Here is a 13,821-nt window from a genome sequence, read left to right as displayed (position 1 = left end):
TCATTTGCACAACATTCTTGTCGTCACGCCAGTCCGTCCTGGGCGATCCGCAGGAGCAGGGCGTGCAGCGTCTCGCGCTCGGCCGCCGCGAGCGGTTCGAGGAGTTCCTCGGTCACCCGCAGGCCCGCCTCGTCGGTGTCCCGCAGGAAGGCGCGGCCGGCTCCGGTCAGGACGACGATCCTGCTGCGGCGGTCGTCGGGGGAGGGGCGGCGCTCGGCGAAGCCCGCCTTCTCCAGGTCGTCGACCAGGCCCACGATCGCGCTCGGGTCGTAGCCGAGACGGGCGCTGAGTTCGCGCTGGAGGGCGCCCTCGCAGGTGGCGAGGAAGCGCAGCACCGCGTAGTGGCGCAGGCGCAGGCCGGACTCCTGGAGGCAGGAGTTGAACAACTGCCCGGAGCGCAGGCCCAGCCGGTAGAGCAGGTAGCCGGTGTCCGCGTGCAGGTCGCGCATCCATGGCTCGTTCGCGTCGATCGGGTCGGTCTTCATGGGGTCAGTCTTTCCCAGCCCGGCAGTCGGTGACAACTATTGACGTCACCAATTATTGCTCTTAACTTCGATCTCGCTCACGCAGTCCCCGCTCTCGCTCACGCAGTCCCCGCTTTCGCACCCCATGGAAGGACTCAGCTGTGCCCAGCATCGATCTCACCGGCAAGGCCGCCGTCGTCACCGGCAGCGGCCGGGGCCTCGGCCTCGCCTATGCGCACGCCCTGGCCGCCCACGGCGCCTCGGTGGTCGTCAACGACCTCGACGGGACCGTCGCCGAACAGGCCGCGAAGTCGATCCGCGAGGCCGGCGGCACGGCCGTCGCCGAAGCGGTGGCGGTCGGTACGGCCGAGGCCGCCGACCGCCTCGTCGACCGTGCCGTCGGCGAGTTCGGCCGCCTCGACGTGCTGGTCACCAACGCCGGCATCCTGCGCGACAAGGTGCTGTGGAAGATGACCGACGACGACTTCGACGCCGTGCTCACCACCCACCTCAGGGGCACCTTCACCTGCGCCCGCGCCGCCGCCGTCCGGATGCGCGAGCAGGGTGAGGGCGGCACCCTGATCCTGGTCGGCTCCCCGGCCGGGCAGCGCGGCAACTTCGGGCAGACCAACTACGCGGCGGCCAAGGCGGGCATCGCCGCCATGGCCCGCACCTGGGCGATGGAGCTGGGCCGCGCGCACATCACCGTCAACGCGATCGTGCCGGTCGCCGCGACCGCCATGACCGAGACCGTCCCCGCCTTCGCGCCCTACATCGAGGCCCTGCGCAACGGCGAACCCCTCCCCGGCGTCCTCCGCAAGGGCGAGGGCTTCGGCACCCCCGAGGACTGCGCGGCCCTCGTCCCCTTCCTCGCCTCCGCGGCGGCCCGCTCGGTGACCGGCCAGTGCATCGGCATCGGCGGCGACAAGGTGGCCCTGTGGTCGCATCCGCGGGAGATCAGCACCGCCTACGCCGACGGCGGCTGGACCCCCGACTCCCTGGCCGACGCCTTCCCCGCCTCGGTCGGCGCCGAACTCCAGACGGTCGGCATCCCCGCGCCCCGGCTCCCGGAGGCGTGATGGACCTCCAGGCGCTGACCGCGATCGACGTCCACACCCACGCCGAGGTGTCGTCCACGGGCCACTCCTCGCTCGCGGACCATCTGCACGACGCCTCCTCCGCCTACTTCAAGGTGGCGGGCAACCGCAAGCCGACCCTGGAGGAGACGGCCGCCCATTACCGCGAGCGGAACATGGCCGCCGTGATCTTCACGGTGGACGCCGAGTCCGCCACCGGCACCCCGCCCATCCCCAACGAGGAGGTCGCGGAGGCCGCCGCCGCCAACTCCGACGTCCTCATCCCCTTCGCCTCCATCGACCCCTTCCGCGGCCGGGCGGGCGTGCGGCAGGCCCGCCGCCTGGTCGAGGAGTACGGCGTGAAGGGGTTCAAGTTCCACCCCAGCATCCAGGGGTTCTTCCCGAACGACCGCTCGGTGGCGTACGCCCTGTACGAGGTGATCGAGGAGACGGGCACGATCGCCCTGTTCCACACGGGCCAGACCGGCATCGGCGCGGGCGTGCCGGGCGGCGGCGGGATCCGCCTGAAGTACTCCAACCCCCTGCACGTCGACGACGTGGCGGCCGACTTCCCCCACCTGAAGATCATCCTGGCGCACCCGTCCTTCCCCTGGCAGGACGAGGCCCTCGCCGTCGCCGGCCACAAGCCCGGCGTGCACATCGACCTGTCCGGCTGGTCACCGAAGTACTTCCCGCCGCAGCTCGTGCGGTACGCCAACACCCTGCTGCAGGACAAGGTCCTCTTCGGCTCGGACTTTCCCGTCCTCACCCCCGACCGCTGGCTCGCGGACTTCGCGAAGCTGGAGATCAAGGACGAGGTCAGGCCGAAGATCCTCAAGGAGAACGCCGCCCGCCTGCTCGGGCTGAGCACACCGTAAGGGGTGCCGGATGCGCAACGAGGGAACGGGATCGTGGCCCGCACGCCGGGCCCGCAAGACCCCGCACCGCACTGCCCTGGTCCACGGCGACACCGCCGTCACCTACGCCACGCTGTACGACCGCACCACCCGCCTCGCCCAGGCCCTGCGCGCCCGGGGCCTGCGCCGCGGCGACCGGATCGCCTACCTCGGCCCCAACCACCCCTGCTTCCTGGAGACCCTGTTCGCCGCGGGCACACTCGGCGCGGTCTTCGTCCCGCTCAACACCCGGCTCGCCGAACCCGAGATCGCCTACCAGCTCGCCGACTCCGGAGCCAAGGCGCTGATCCACGGGAGCCCGTCACCGAGCGTGCGGCGCACGGACATCCGGGTCTACGTCGAAGTGGGCGCCGCATACGAGGAGTTGCTGGCCTCGGCCGACACCACCCCCATCGACGAACCGGTCGGCGCCGACGACATCTGCATGATCATGTACACCTCGGGGACGACCGGCCGCCCCAAGGGCGCCATGCTCAGCCACGGCAACCTCACCTGGAACGCGGTCAACGTCCTCGTCGACACCGACCTGCTCACCGACGAACGGGCCCTGGTCAGCGCCCCGTTGTTCCACACCGCGGGGCTGAACATGCTCACGCTTCCGGTGCTGCTCAAGGGCGGCACCTGCGTCCTGACCGGGGCCTTCGACCCGGACGCCACCTTCGACCTGGTCGAACGGCACCGGATCAGCTTCATGTTCGGGGTGCCCACCATGTTCGACCAGCTGGCCCGGCACCCGCGCTGGGCGGACGCCGACCTGTCCTCCCTGCGGATCCTGACCTGCGGCGGCTCCCCGGTGCCGACCCCGCTGATCGCCGCCTACCAGGAGCGCGGGCTGACCTTCCTCCAGGGGTACGGCATGACCGAGACCTCGCCCGGCGCCCTCTTCCTCGACGCAGAACACGCGGTGAGCAAGGCGGGTTCGGCGGGGGTGCCGCACTTCTTCAGCGATGTGCGGGTGGTGCGCCCGGACCTGACGCCGGCCGACGTCGGCGAGACGGGGGAGGTGGTCGTGCGCGGGCCGCACGTCATGTCCGGCTACTGGGGGCTGCCCGAGGAGACGGCCGCCTCCTTCGCGGACGGCTGGTTCCGCAGCGGGGACGCGGCCCGCACCGACGAGGACGGCTATGTCGTCATCGTCGACCGCATTAAGGACATGATCATCTCCGGGGGCGAGAACATCTACCCCGCCGAGATCGAGGACCTGCTCCTCGCCCACCCGGACATCGCCGAGTGCGCGGTCATCGGCGTGCCCGACGACAAGTGGGGCGAGGTCCCGCGCGCGGTCGTCGTCCCCCGCGAGGGCGCCGCCCCCGACCCCGGTGACCTCCTCGCGTCCCTGACCGGACACCTCGCCAAGTACAAGATCCCGAAGTCGGTGGTCCTCGCCGACGAGCTCCCGCGCACCGCCTCCGGAAAACTCCTCAAGTCCCGTCTGCGCAGTCGGTACGGCAACAGTGAAGGAACCCCATGAGCATCACCGTGAACGGCCTCGACGAACTCAGGAAGCTGGCCGGCGCCCACCTCGGCACCAGCGAGTGGATCGAGGTCACCCAAGGCCGCATCGACACCTTCGCCGACGCCACCGGCGACCACCAGTGGATCCACGTGGACCCCGAGCGGGCCAAGGCGGGCCCCTTCGGCGCCCCCATCGCCCACGGCTACCTCACCCTCTCCCTCTTCATCCCCCTGTTCACCGAACTCCTCGACGTCCGGGGCGTCACCACGAAGGTCAACTACGGCCTGGACAAGGTGCGTTTCCCCGCACCCGTGAAGGCGGGCGCACGCATCCGCCTGGCCGCCGTGCTCGCCGAGGTCCAGGAGGTGCCCGGCGGGGTGCAGATCGCCGTGGACGGCACGATCGAGATCGAGGGCGGCACGAAGCCCGCTGCCGTGCTGCGGAGCCTGTCGCGGTTCTACGCCTGATCCCGGCGCACCGGCACCAGGTCGAGAAGCCGTGCCGCCGCGGCGTCCGCGAGCGGCGTCAGCCGCTCGTGCACCGAGCGGAACGTCTTCTCGGCCCGGTCCGCCGGCCAGTCCTCGGGCAGATGGCGGACCGGCAGCCGGGGGTCCCGGCGGATCAGCCGCAGCCACTCCGTCTGCGCCCGCAGCCGCAGCGTGAGAGCGTCGTCGGCACCCGGGGCGTCCGTCTCCCACGGCAGCCAACGGGTCACGAACGCCTCGTAGCGGGCGGCCAGTTCGGACAGTTCCCAGGTCTCCTCGATCATGGCGCCGATGTCCATGCCGGCGTCCGCGTGCGCGCGGAAGACCTTCACATGGGCCGACAGGCCGAGTTCGGCGACCAGGGCCGACACATCGACCTCGCCCGGGGCGATCCACAGGCCGTTGAACAGCGGTCCGAAGCCGCTCCAGGTGAGCTGCGATCGCAGGTCGTGACGCTGGCGCTGCCAGGACTCGGGGAGCGAGAAGCCGAGCAGCGTCCAGGTGCCGTCCCACAGCCGGTTCACCGCGCCGGCGTGCCAGATCCTGCGCTCGCCGTCGCGCAGGACGGCCGTCGAGCGGTCGGTGAGCCCGAAGTACATCCGCCGGCCCTCGCGCTGCCGGCGCAGCAGACCGCGGTTGACCATGCGGGTGAGCGTGGACCGCGTCGCCTGCTCGCCGATCCCGGCGCGGGCGAAGACCTCGATGACGCTGCCCGAGTACACGCACACGTCCCGGCCGAGCACCTGCTCGCCCAGGAACGTCAGCATGAGGGACTGGGGCCGCAGCGACTCTTCCGTGGTCACGCGGCCCACGGTAACCCGAGGTACCGGGTGGCGGGCCCGACGGGCGCCGCCCCCAGTCGCAGCCGGGGCGCGCACACCTCGGTGCCGCGCGGGCCCCACGGCTCGTCGTCCTTCGTGGTCACCCGCAGGGTCACCCAGGCCTCGCCCCCGTCCCCGGGCAGCTCGAACGGCAGCGGCACCGCCGCCGTCTCGCCGGGCCGGAGATCGGGCAGTACGGCCGGAGCGGTCAGGGTGCGGCCGTCGGCGAGGGCCAGCTCCCACTGCCCGGCCAGCCGGCCCAGGCCACGGACGCACCGGTGGTTCCGCACCACCAGACCCTCGTGCCGGAAGGCCCGCAACAGCACCGGTGCCGCGATCTCCCGGTGCCCGTGCAGCACCGGCCTGGGCGTGCGGTCGGGAAGGACGAACCCGTCCGCGACGGAGCCGTCGTCGTCCAGCCCGGCGCCGGAGCGCCCAGCGGGTCTGCCGTCTGTCACGCGGAGCAGAATTCCGGGGCTCCGGGGCTCCCGGATGAAGCCGCCCCGAAGACCGGGCGTCGACTCGATGGCGGCCCAGTGGTCCGGTCCGTTCCGTCGGACAGCGTCGGCGCGACGCGCGGGGGACGCCGGGGAAGGACGCGTAATGTCTGTGCGGAGCTGGCAGAGCGACGACAGCAGGTGCAGACGTGAAGCTGACGATTCTGGGCGGCGGCGGATTCCGGGTGCCGCTCGTGTACGGGGCGCTGCTCGGGGACCGGGGCGCCGGGCGGGTGACGCGGGTCGTGCTGCACGACCTGGATCCGCGACGGCTCTCCGCCATCACCCGGGTACTGGCGGAACAGGCCGCCCAGGTGTCCGATGCGCCCGAGGTCACCGCCACCACCGACCTCGACGAGGCGCTGCGCGGCGCCGACTTCGTCTTCTCCGCGATCCGCGTCGGCGGACTGGAGGGCCGGGCGAACGACGAGCGGGTGGCCCTCGCCGAGGGTGTGCTCGGACAGGAGACCGTGGGCGCCGGTGGTATCGCATACGGCCTGCGGACCGTGCCGGTGGCCGTCGACATCGCCCGGCGGGTGGCCCGGCTCGCGCCCGGCGCCTGGGTCATCAACTTCACCAACCCAGCGGGCCTGGTCACCGAGGCCATGTCCCGCCACCTCGGCGACCGCGTCATCGGCATCTGCGACTCCCCGGTCGGCCTCGGCCGCCGTATCGCCCGCGTGCTCGGCGTGCGCAACCCGGCCGAGGCGTGGATCGACTACGTCGGCCTCAACCACCTCGGCTGGGTCCGCGGTCTGCGCGTCGCCGGCCGGGACGAACTCCCGCGCCTGCTCGCCGACCCCGCCCTGCTCGGCTCCTTCGAGGAGGGCAAGCTCTTCGGCCCCGACTGGCTGCGGTCCCTCGGCGCGATCCCCAACGAATACCTGCACTACTACTACTTCAACCGCGAGGCCGTACGCTCCTACCAGCGGGCCGAGCAGACCCGCGGCGCCTTCCTCCGCGACCAACAGGCCCGTTTCTACGACGAGATGACCGACCCGGACGCCGCGGCACTGGCCGCCTGGGACCGCACCCGCGCCGAGCGCGAGGCCACGTACATGGCGGAGAACCGGGAGAGCGCGGGCGCCGGCGAGCGTGCCGCCGACGACCTGTCCGGCGGCTACGAGAAGGTCGCCCTCGCCCTGATGCGGGCCATCGCCCGGGACGAGCGCACCACCCTCATCCTGAACGTCCGCAACCAGCACACGCTGTCCGTCCTCGACCGCGACGCCGTCATCGAGGTCCCCTGTCTGGTCGACGCCAACGGCGCCCATCCCGTCGCCGTCGACCCGCTGCCCGGCCACGCCACCGGGCTGGTCTGCTCGGTCAAGGCGGTGGAGCGGGAAGTGCTGGCCGCCGCCGAGTCCGGTTCCCGGGCGACGGCCGTCAAGGCCTTCGCCCTGCACCCGCTGGTCGACTCGGTGAACATCGCCCGCGATCTGGTCGAGGGCTACACCTCGGTCCACCCCGGCCTGGCCTACCTCCGGTGAGCGCTCGTGCCGCGTCGGGCACCGAACTCCCATGAAGATTTAAGGAAGCGGTAAACCACCAGGTCACCTCCGGAATCGGGGCCTCCGCGGCCCTGGCGCTTTGCCTTCCGGACACCTGGAGTTCGCCTTCTGCCTCTGGGATGCGGGGGCAGACGCAAGAGAAAGGTGTGACGGTGCGAGACTCGCGCAAAGCCGTGATCGGCAAGGGGCTCAGGCGTCGGGGCAGGCTGATGATCCAGGCGGTGAGCCCGCCACGCCGCACCCTCGACGCCATTCCCGCCCCCCGGGCCGAGACGCAGCCCGAGCAGCCGACCTACGAGGCCCCGCGCGCCCCGCGCCTGGTGGACTCCCCGGTGTTCGTGCTGTCCTCGGTGCGCTCGGGCTCGACCCTGCTGCGGGTACTGCTGAACAGCCACAGCCGGATCCGCGCCCCGCACGAGATGCATCTGCGCACCGTCCACGTCCAGTTGACCCGCAGCTTCACCGCGGACGCCATGAAGGCGCTGGAACTGGACAAGACCGAGCTGGAACACCTGCTCTGGGACCGGGTGATGCACCTCGAACTCACCCGCAGCGGCAAGGACGTCATCGTCGACAAGACGCCGCCGAACACCCTCATCTGGCCCCGGCTGCACCGATGTTGGCCGAACGCCCGCTACATCCTGCTGCTGCGGCACCCGGGCGCGATCATCGCGTCCCTGACCGAGCGCCGCAAGGATCCCGACCACGCGGAGATCCTGGCGGAGGTGCTGAACTACTCCGAGAAACTGGAGGAGGCGCGCCGGACGCTGGACGCCCATGTGGTGACGTACGAGGAGCTCACCGCGGAGCCGGAGAAGGCGACCCGGGCCCTGTGCGCGTACCTGGGCGTCGAGTGGGAGAGCGGCATGCTCGACTACGGCAGCAAGGACCACGGCAGGTTCCGGCCGCAGCTCGGCGACTGGAGCAGCACCATCAAGTCCGGCCGCATCCAGCCCGCCCGCACGGCCGACCCGACGGCCGAACTGCCGCCGCGTCTGCGGGAGATCGCGAAGGCATGGGGGTACGAGGTCTAGGGCCCCCGCTCCCGAGCGGCGGCCTTCTACAGCGGCAGGGCCTGACTCGCCCTCCCCGCAGCGGAGTTGACGGGGGAGCCGACGGGGGAGGGGAGGGCGGGCAGGGCCTGCTGGGGCCCCTCCACGCGTTGCTGGGGCTCCTCCACACGCGGCTGGGGCAGCGAGACGCCCCGCAGGGGCCGGAGCCCGGAGACGACCGTGTAGTCCTGCCCGAGGAACGGCGGCGCCACCTCCCCCGGGTCCTCCCCGAGCGCCAGCTGAACAGCGGCCCACGGCGCGTTGATCCCGCACAGCGACAGCTGGTGCAGACCGCCCGCGGGGCGCGTGTTGACATCCATCAGCACGGGCCGGTCGCCGAACATCCGGAACTGGATGTTGGACAGGTAGTGCAGCCCGAACCCCTCGGCGATCGCCCGGGCCGGCTCCAGCCACTGCTCGTGGAGCGTGAACCCGCGACGGCGGCCGTTCTTCGTGCGGCCCACCGCCATCCGGATCCGGTTGTCGGGGCCGGTGAGACAGTCCACCGACACCTCCGGCTGCTCCAGGCGCGGCATGACCAGCCAGTCGACCTCCTCCTCGGCCTGCGCGAGGGCGTCCACCACCAGATCCAGCGGTACGTACGGGCTCGGGAAGCCGTTGAGCTGCGCCATCGAGAAGGGAGCGCGGGTGATCACGCGGAAGCCCACCCCGCCCGCCCCGGACGCCGGCTTGAAGCACGCCTTGTGCCCGGCGGCCTCCAGCTCCTCGACCGCGGCGACCAGCTCCTCGGCGCCGCGCACCCGCCACCACGGCGGCACCGGCACCCCGATCGCCTGGACCGCCTCGTACGCGATCACCTTGTCGTGGAAGACGGCCACCGCCTCCGGCGGCGGCGCCAGCAGGGCCGTACCGACCGCCGCGAACTCCGCGCGGTGCGCGACCACCGCCGACTGGTGCAGCCGCGGCACGAACACGTCGATGCCGCGGCGCTGGCACTGATCGAGGGCGTACTCGACGTACCCGGCCGGGGACAGGCCCTCCGGCTCCAGCTCGGCGGTGTCGGCGGCGGCCAGCACGGGGGAGTCGGCGTCGCCGTGCGTGGCATGGATCTCGACGGCCCGGTCGCCGGGATTTCGGCGCAGCTGATCCATGAAGAACACGTTCTCCGCGTACGTGCGGTTGAGCCAGACGCGTACGCGAGAGACCATGCAGGCCGCCTTTCAGGGTGTGCGGGCACGGCGAAGCAGGCCGTGCCCGGCCAAGGAGTTTGGAGGTACACCAAACCGCCCCCTGCGAAGGGATGTGCATGGCGGTGGTGTTGAGGCGATCATACGGCCCCGCGGAGGCCCCGCGTGCAACATGCGTGTTACGGAATTCCCGATCATGGCCGGGCGGATCATGGGACACCGTGGTCGCGCCCCTGCCCGCCCGCCGCAGGCGGGAACCCGCCTTGTACCGGACCCGCGAATGTGTTCTCGTGGTGCTTTCCACGCGCGGAGGGGGACGAGAGGTGGCGTCGACGGCCGGTGGTGCCGGACAGCTGCTGGCCATCAGTGACCTGCACATCGGCTACGAAGAGAACCGCGCCCTGGTCGAGAAGATGCGCCCGGAGAGCGACGACGACTGGCTGGTGGTCGCCGGTGACGTCGCGGAGACCGTGGCCGACATCCGATGGGCGCTGCACACGCTCTCCGGACGCTTCAGCAAGGTCATCTGGGCCCCCGGCAACCACGAGTTGTGGACCCACCCCCGGGACCCCGTCACCCTGCGCGGCGTCGCCCGCTACGAGTACCTGGTCGCCCTGTGCCGCGAGCTCGGCGTGATCACTCCCGAGGACCCGTACCTCGTCTGGGAGGGCACCGGCGGCCCCGTGGCCGTCGCCCCGCTGTTCCTGCTGTACGACTACTCCTTCCTGCCGGCCGGCTGCGCCACCAAGGAACAGGGGCTGCAGTACGCGCAGGGCACCGGCATCGTCTGCAACGACGAGTATCTGCTGCACCCCGACCCCTACCCCTCCCGCGAGGCCTGGTGCCGGGCCCGGGTCGCCGAGACCGCACGCCGCCTCGCCGCGCTCCCCGGCGATCTGCCCACGGTCCTGATCAACCACTACCCGCTCGACCGGCACCCCATGGAGATCCTCTGGCATCCCGAATTCGCCATGTGGTGCGGCACCGAGCTGACCGCGGACTGGCACCGCAGGTTCCGGGTGGAGACCATGGTCTACGGCCATCTGCACATCCCGCGGACCACCTGGCACGACGGCGTCCGCTTCGAGGAGGTGTCGGTGGGCTACCCGCGCGAGTGGCGCAAGCGCCCGGAACCGCCGGGGCGGCTGCGCCGCATACTGCCCAGGGAGGTCGGGGCCCCGTGATCGAGGAGCTGCTGCCGGACGCGGTGGTGACCGTGGAGGCGTACGGCGAGGAGGACGCCGAGGCCGCCCTGTACCCCGAGGAGGCGGCCGTCGTGGCGCGGGCGGTGGACAAGCGCCGCCGGGAGTTCGCCGCCGTACGCGTCTGCGCCCGCCGGGCCATGGAGAAGCTCGGAGTGGCGCCGCAGCCGCTCGTGCCCGGCGACCGGGGCGCCCCGCGCTGGCCCGAGGGCCTGGCCGGCAGCATGACCCACTGCGACGGCTACTGCGCCGCCGCCCTGGTCCGCGCCGGGGACCTGGCCTCCCTCGGCATCGACGCCGAGCCCAACGCGCCCCTCCCGGACGGGGTATTGGCCGCCGTGGCGCTGCCCGGCGAGGCCCAGCGGGTGCTCAGGCTGTCCCGCGAACGGCCCGAGATCCGCTGGGACCGGCTGCTGTTCAGCGCCAAGGAGTCCGTCTACAAGGCGTGGTTCCCCCTCACCGGCAAGTGGCTGGAGTTCACCGAGGCCGACATCGACCTCCACGCCGACGCGGACGGACGGCCCGGCGGCGGCTTCAGCGCCACGCTGCTCGTCCCGGGCCCCCTGGTCGGTGCCCGGCGCGTGGGCGTCTTCGAGGGCCGCTGGACCGTCGAGCACGGCCTGGTCGCCACGGCCGTCACGGTGCCGCACGGCTGAGCCGCCTCACGGCTCCCGGCACCAGCTCTGCAGGAGCCGGAAGAACTCCTCCTCGTTGCCGGTCAGGCCGGCGTCCGCCAGGGCGCGCTCCGCCTCCGCGAGCACACCGGGCGGCACCACGGGTGGCCGGGGATCAGCGGGCGGTCCTCCGGCGGCGTCGAAGGCGGCCCGCACGGTGTGCAGCAGCCGCAGATACGCCTGCACGGCGATGCGTTCGCGGTCCGTCAGTACGGCGGTGGGCATCGGTCGGCTCTCCCCAAGTCGGCGTCGTCTGTCCCGCCCCGCGGATGAGGGCGCACCACCAGCTTGCCGTCCACCACTGACAACCGGGCCGGGACCACTCGCCGGTTCGCCCACTCAGCGGTGCTGAAAGCCGCCCCTGGCCTGCCCCTGACCTGCCGTGCCAGGCGCTCAGCCCTGCGGGCCCCGGTACCCGAGCGACGCCTCGATACGGCCCGCCAGCCGGTCCTGGCGCACCGGTCCGCGCAGCGTCGAACCCGCGAGCCAGGTACGGCACTTGCTGGCGAGCAGCAGCCCGAAGCTCTCCGCCTCCTGCTCGTCGGTCAGATCGAAGCGGCTGCGCGCCGCCACCTGCCGTACCGTCGCCTCCAGCTGGGCGTCGTCCTGGAGCAGCCGGGCCGCCACCGCCGCGCCGTCGATGTGGTGGCCGCTGTGCCCGGCCTTCATGTGCCACAACTCGTGACCGAGGATCACCAACTGATGGTCCGGAGCGGTGCGTTCCTCGATCACCACGAGGTCCTGGTCGGCCATGTCGAGCCACAGCCCGCTCGCGGTGCCGGCCGGGAAGGCGGCCGTGCGGAAGCGGACCGGGCGGCCACGGCGTCTGGCCATCGCCGCGCACAGCGCGCCGTACAGGTCCGCCGGGTGGGCCGGAGCCGGGAGCTCCAGCTCGCCGACCAGTTCGCCGCACAGGCGGTGCATGTCCCTACGGATGCCCACAGTTCTCCCCCGGGTCACGACTCGGGCCGCTTGACGCTCTCCAGGAGCATGTCCAGCCATTCGGCGACCTTGTCGCGATGCTGGTCGGTGGGCAGTTGCGCGGCCCGCCAGGCGATCCCGCGCACGCCGTGGTCCTGGAGCAGCCGCTCCAGCGGGTCCACGGCCGCGACGGCCGCCTCCCGCTCGGCGAGTTGCTGGAGGAGCTCCTGTTCGGTGCGCTGCAGGGCGCCCGCGAGCGCCTCGGGGTCCTCCGCGGTGAGGAAGCCCGCGTGCACCCGGAAGAAGCGCTGGATGGCGTCGCAGTGCTCCATGGTGGGGCGCCGGTCGCCGTTGATCAGGGCGCCCGCCTGCTGCCGCGACATGCCCGCCCCGTCGGCGATCTCCTGCTGGGTGTACTTGCGGCCGTTGGGCTTCAGCCGGGTGCGCCGCAACAGGTCCAGCCGCTGGAGGAAGCGGGCCTGGACGTCGGGTTCACCCGCGGGCCGGCCGCGCAGCAGCGCCTTGACCACGGGTTCGGGGACACCGGAGGCGACGGACAGCCGGCCGGTGTCGAAGACGTCGGTGTGCGGCACGCCCAGCCGGTCGGCCAGCGCGGTCACGCGAGCGACGACGGCCGGCAGTGCCGCCGTCCCCGTGGCGCCCGGACCCTCGAAGCCACCCGTCACCGACAGAACTCCTACGTCTCTCACCGTCTTCTCACCAGCGGTCGCGTGTGAACTTCCCGGAGAGTAGCGGGTGGTTCGAACTCACATCCAGGTCTCGCCACAACTGTGGCCAATTTCAGCCGTCAACCGGCATGAAATGCCACGATAGTTGACACCGCTTGCGTCGGGGCAGCAGGATCGGGGCGCCGCGTCAAGGCCGCACAGGCAAGAGGGGTGACCTCCCGATGGCATATCAGGCAGGAGGGCAGCGATCGGCACCGCGGCCCGTCCCCGGCGATCCGGAGACCCAGGCCTATCTCCAGGACTGCGCGACCCTCCTGGAGGCCGGGTCCTTCCCCTCCGTCGTGCTCGACCACCGCTGGGACGTCGTCCTGGCCAACGCCGCTTTCGCGTCACTTTTCCGTGGGGTGGGCCCGCATCCGACGGCCATGCCCGGTGACAACTTCCTCCGGTTCGTGCTCTTCCACCCCGACGCGGGCACGGTCCTCGGCGAGCACGAGTCCCGCTGGTGCCTGCCGATGCTCGCGAACTTCGCCGCCGCCGTGGAGCGGCACGGCCACGACCACGGCCTGCAGGCCATCCGCCGGGACATCGCCCAGGACCCCATCATGGAGGCCGCCTACCGGCACGGCCTGCCGCACTGGATCCGCACGGTCGGCGAGCAGGCCCTCGCGCACGACGGTGCCGTCCGGCCGCTGCTGCACCCGGACCCCCGCTGGGGCGCCACCGACTGCCGGATCGTCGACGAGACGCCGGGCGTCCTCAAGGACATGGGTTACACGCGGATGACCCTGGTGCTGCGCGAGGCGCGCCGCCCCGCCCACCCCTCCCGCAGAGCCGGACGTCCGCGGCGCACGGCGGCCCACCTGAGCGTGGTGCCCGCCCCCGAGGTCTGACGGGCACCGTCGGCG

The 13,821-nt window shown here is 72.1% G+C and carries 15 protein-coding genes and 1 pseudogene; 9 read left to right on the top strand and 7 right to left on the bottom strand.

Annotated elements, in window-relative coordinates:
* Positions 1-23: 23 nt before the first annotated feature.
* Positions 24-485: a MarR family winged helix-turn-helix transcriptional regulator gene (locus ACFYW5_RS24380; protein ID WP_389419180.1), complete on the bottom strand. Its 462-nt coding sequence runs from the start codon at positions 483-485 to the stop codon at positions 24-26.
* A 140-nt stretch (positions 486-625) separates the two neighbouring features.
* Between ACFYW5_RS24380 and ACFYW5_RS24375 the strand changes: the two genes are divergently transcribed.
* The 4 genes from ACFYW5_RS24375 to ACFYW5_RS24360 are packed head-to-tail and all read left to right on the top strand — an operon-like array spanning position 626 to position 4,380.
* A complete protein-coding gene (locus ACFYW5_RS24375) occupies positions 626-1,543 on the top strand; it encodes an SDR family NAD(P)-dependent oxidoreductase (protein WP_389419179.1) in 918 nt (305 codons plus the stop codon).
* Complete coding sequence (locus ACFYW5_RS24370) at positions 1,543-2,418, top strand: amidohydrolase family protein (protein WP_389419178.1); 876 nt, start codon at positions 1,543-1,545, stop codon at positions 2,416-2,418. Before ACFYW5_RS24375 ends, ACFYW5_RS24370 begins: the two co-directional genes overlap by 1 nt.
* 10 nt (positions 2,419-2,428) lie before the next feature.
* Entirely contained in the window at positions 2,429-3,928 is a 1,500-nt protein-coding gene (gene menE, locus ACFYW5_RS24365; protein ID WP_389419177.1) for an o-succinylbenzoate--CoA ligase, read from the top strand.
* Complete coding sequence (locus ACFYW5_RS24360; RefSeq protein WP_389419176.1) at positions 3,925-4,380, top strand: MaoC family dehydratase; 456 nt, start codon at positions 3,925-3,927, stop codon at positions 4,378-4,380. Before menE ends, ACFYW5_RS24360 begins: the two co-directional genes overlap by 4 nt.
* Here ACFYW5_RS24360 and ACFYW5_RS24355 read toward each other — a convergent pair.
* Positions 4,371-5,201 (bottom strand): PaaX family transcriptional regulator C-terminal domain-containing protein, encoded by an 831-nt coding sequence (locus ACFYW5_RS24355; protein WP_389419175.1) that lies wholly within the window; start codon positions 5,199-5,201, stop codon positions 4,371-4,373. The two genes, ACFYW5_RS24360 and ACFYW5_RS24355, sit on opposite strands and share 10 nt — an antisense overlap.
* Before the next feature lie 38 nt (positions 5,202-5,239).
* Positions 5,240-5,761 (bottom strand): annotated as a pseudogene (locus ACFYW5_RS24350) (DUF4981 domain-containing protein); the annotation flags it as partial.
* A 104-nt stretch (positions 5,762-5,865) separates the two neighbouring features.
* Here ACFYW5_RS24350 and ACFYW5_RS24345 point away from each other — a divergent pair.
* Positions 5,866-7,206 carry a 6-phospho-beta-glucosidase gene (locus ACFYW5_RS24345; protein ID WP_389419174.1) on the top strand — a complete coding sequence of 447 codons (1,341 nt, stop codon included), beginning with the start codon at positions 5,866-5,868 and terminating at the stop codon, positions 7,204-7,206.
* Between the two features lie 173 nt (positions 7,207-7,379).
* Positions 7,380-8,261, top strand: coding sequence for a sulfotransferase family protein (locus tag ACFYW5_RS24340; protein ID WP_389419173.1), 882 nt, complete (start codon positions 7,380-7,382; stop codon positions 8,259-8,261).
* A 26-nt stretch (positions 8,262-8,287) separates the two neighbouring features.
* Here the strand turns inward: ACFYW5_RS24340 and ACFYW5_RS24335 are convergent, their stop codons facing one another.
* Complete coding sequence (locus ACFYW5_RS24335) at positions 8,288-9,448, bottom strand: ATP-grasp domain-containing protein (RefSeq protein WP_389419172.1); 1,161 nt, start codon at positions 9,446-9,448, stop codon at positions 8,288-8,290.
* A 302-nt stretch (positions 9,449-9,750) separates the two neighbouring features.
* On the opposite strand from ACFYW5_RS24335, the gene ACFYW5_RS24330 reads away from it, so the two are divergent.
* Both ACFYW5_RS24330 and ACFYW5_RS24325 read left to right on the top strand, forming a co-directional pair.
* A complete protein-coding gene (locus tag ACFYW5_RS24330; RefSeq protein ID WP_389419171.1) occupies positions 9,751-10,611 on the top strand; it encodes a metallophosphoesterase family protein in 861 nt (286 codons plus the stop codon).
* Positions 10,608-11,285: a 4'-phosphopantetheinyl transferase gene (locus ACFYW5_RS24325; protein WP_389419170.1), complete on the top strand. Its 678-nt coding sequence runs from the start codon at positions 10,608-10,610 to the stop codon at positions 11,283-11,285. The genes ACFYW5_RS24330 and ACFYW5_RS24325 overlap by 4 nt, the downstream gene beginning before the upstream one ends.
* A 6-nt stretch (positions 11,286-11,291) precedes the next feature.
* Here the strand turns inward: ACFYW5_RS24325 and ACFYW5_RS24320 are convergent, their stop codons facing one another.
* From ACFYW5_RS24320 to ACFYW5_RS24310, 3 genes are all read right to left on the bottom strand, one after another.
* Entirely contained in the window at positions 11,292-11,528 is a 237-nt protein-coding gene (locus tag ACFYW5_RS24320) for a hypothetical protein (RefSeq protein WP_389419169.1), read from the bottom strand.
* A gap of 168 nt (positions 11,529-11,696) precedes the next feature.
* Positions 11,697-12,227, bottom strand: a complete 531-nt coding sequence (locus ACFYW5_RS24315; protein ID WP_389419224.1) for a toxin-antitoxin system, toxin component — start codon at positions 12,225-12,227, stop codon at positions 11,697-11,699.
* 32 nt (positions 12,228-12,259) lie between these two features.
* Positions 12,260-12,910, bottom strand: a complete 651-nt coding sequence (locus tag ACFYW5_RS24310; RefSeq protein WP_389419168.1) for a helix-turn-helix domain-containing protein — start codon at positions 12,908-12,910, stop codon at positions 12,260-12,262.
* 224 nt (positions 12,911-13,134) lie between these two features.
* On the opposite strand from ACFYW5_RS24310, the gene ACFYW5_RS24305 reads away from it, so the two are divergent.
* Positions 13,135-13,806: a hypothetical protein gene (locus ACFYW5_RS24305; protein ID WP_389419167.1), complete on the top strand. Its 672-nt coding sequence runs from the start codon at positions 13,135-13,137 to the stop codon at positions 13,804-13,806.
* Positions 13,807-13,821 lie beyond the last annotated feature (15 nt).

The organism is Streptomyces sp. NPDC002779 (genome assembly GCF_042888685.1).
In the GTDB taxonomy this organism is placed as follows: Bacteria; Actinomycetota; Actinomycetes; order Streptomycetales; family Streptomycetaceae; genus Streptomyces.
This window is presented reverse-complemented; position numbering and strand designations above follow the sequence as displayed.

What these genes read in the sequence shown, in the direction of transcription:
- ACFYW5_RS24380 (WP_389419180.1), bottom strand. Translation starts at nt 485, where the DNA reads ATGAAGACCGACCCGATCGACGCGAACGAGCCATGGATGCGCGACCTG.
- ACFYW5_RS24370 (WP_389419178.1), top strand. Translation starts at nt 1,543, where the DNA reads ATGGACCTCCAGGCGCTGACCGCGATCGACGTCCACACCCACGCCGAG.
- menE (WP_389419177.1), top strand. Translation starts at nt 2,429, where the DNA reads ATGCGCAACGAGGGAACGGGATCGTGGCCCGCACGCCGGGCCCGCAAG.
- ACFYW5_RS24360 (WP_389419176.1), top strand. Translation starts at nt 3,925, where the DNA reads ATGAGCATCACCGTGAACGGCCTCGACGAACTCAGGAAGCTGGCCGGC.
- ACFYW5_RS24335 (WP_389419172.1), bottom strand. Translation starts at nt 9,448, where the DNA reads ATGGTCTCTCGCGTACGCGTCTGGCTCAACCGCACGTACGCGGAGAAC.
- ACFYW5_RS24320 (WP_389419169.1), bottom strand. Translation starts at nt 11,528, where the DNA reads ATGCCCACCGCCGTACTGACGGACCGCGAACGCATCGCCGTGCAGGCG.
- ACFYW5_RS24315 (WP_389419224.1), bottom strand. Translation starts at nt 12,227, where the DNA reads ATGCACCGCCTGTGCGGCGAACTGGTCGGCGAGCTGGAGCTCCCGGCT.
- ACFYW5_RS24305 (WP_389419167.1), top strand. Translation starts at nt 13,135, where the DNA reads ATGGCATATCAGGCAGGAGGGCAGCGATCGGCACCGCGGCCCGTCCCC.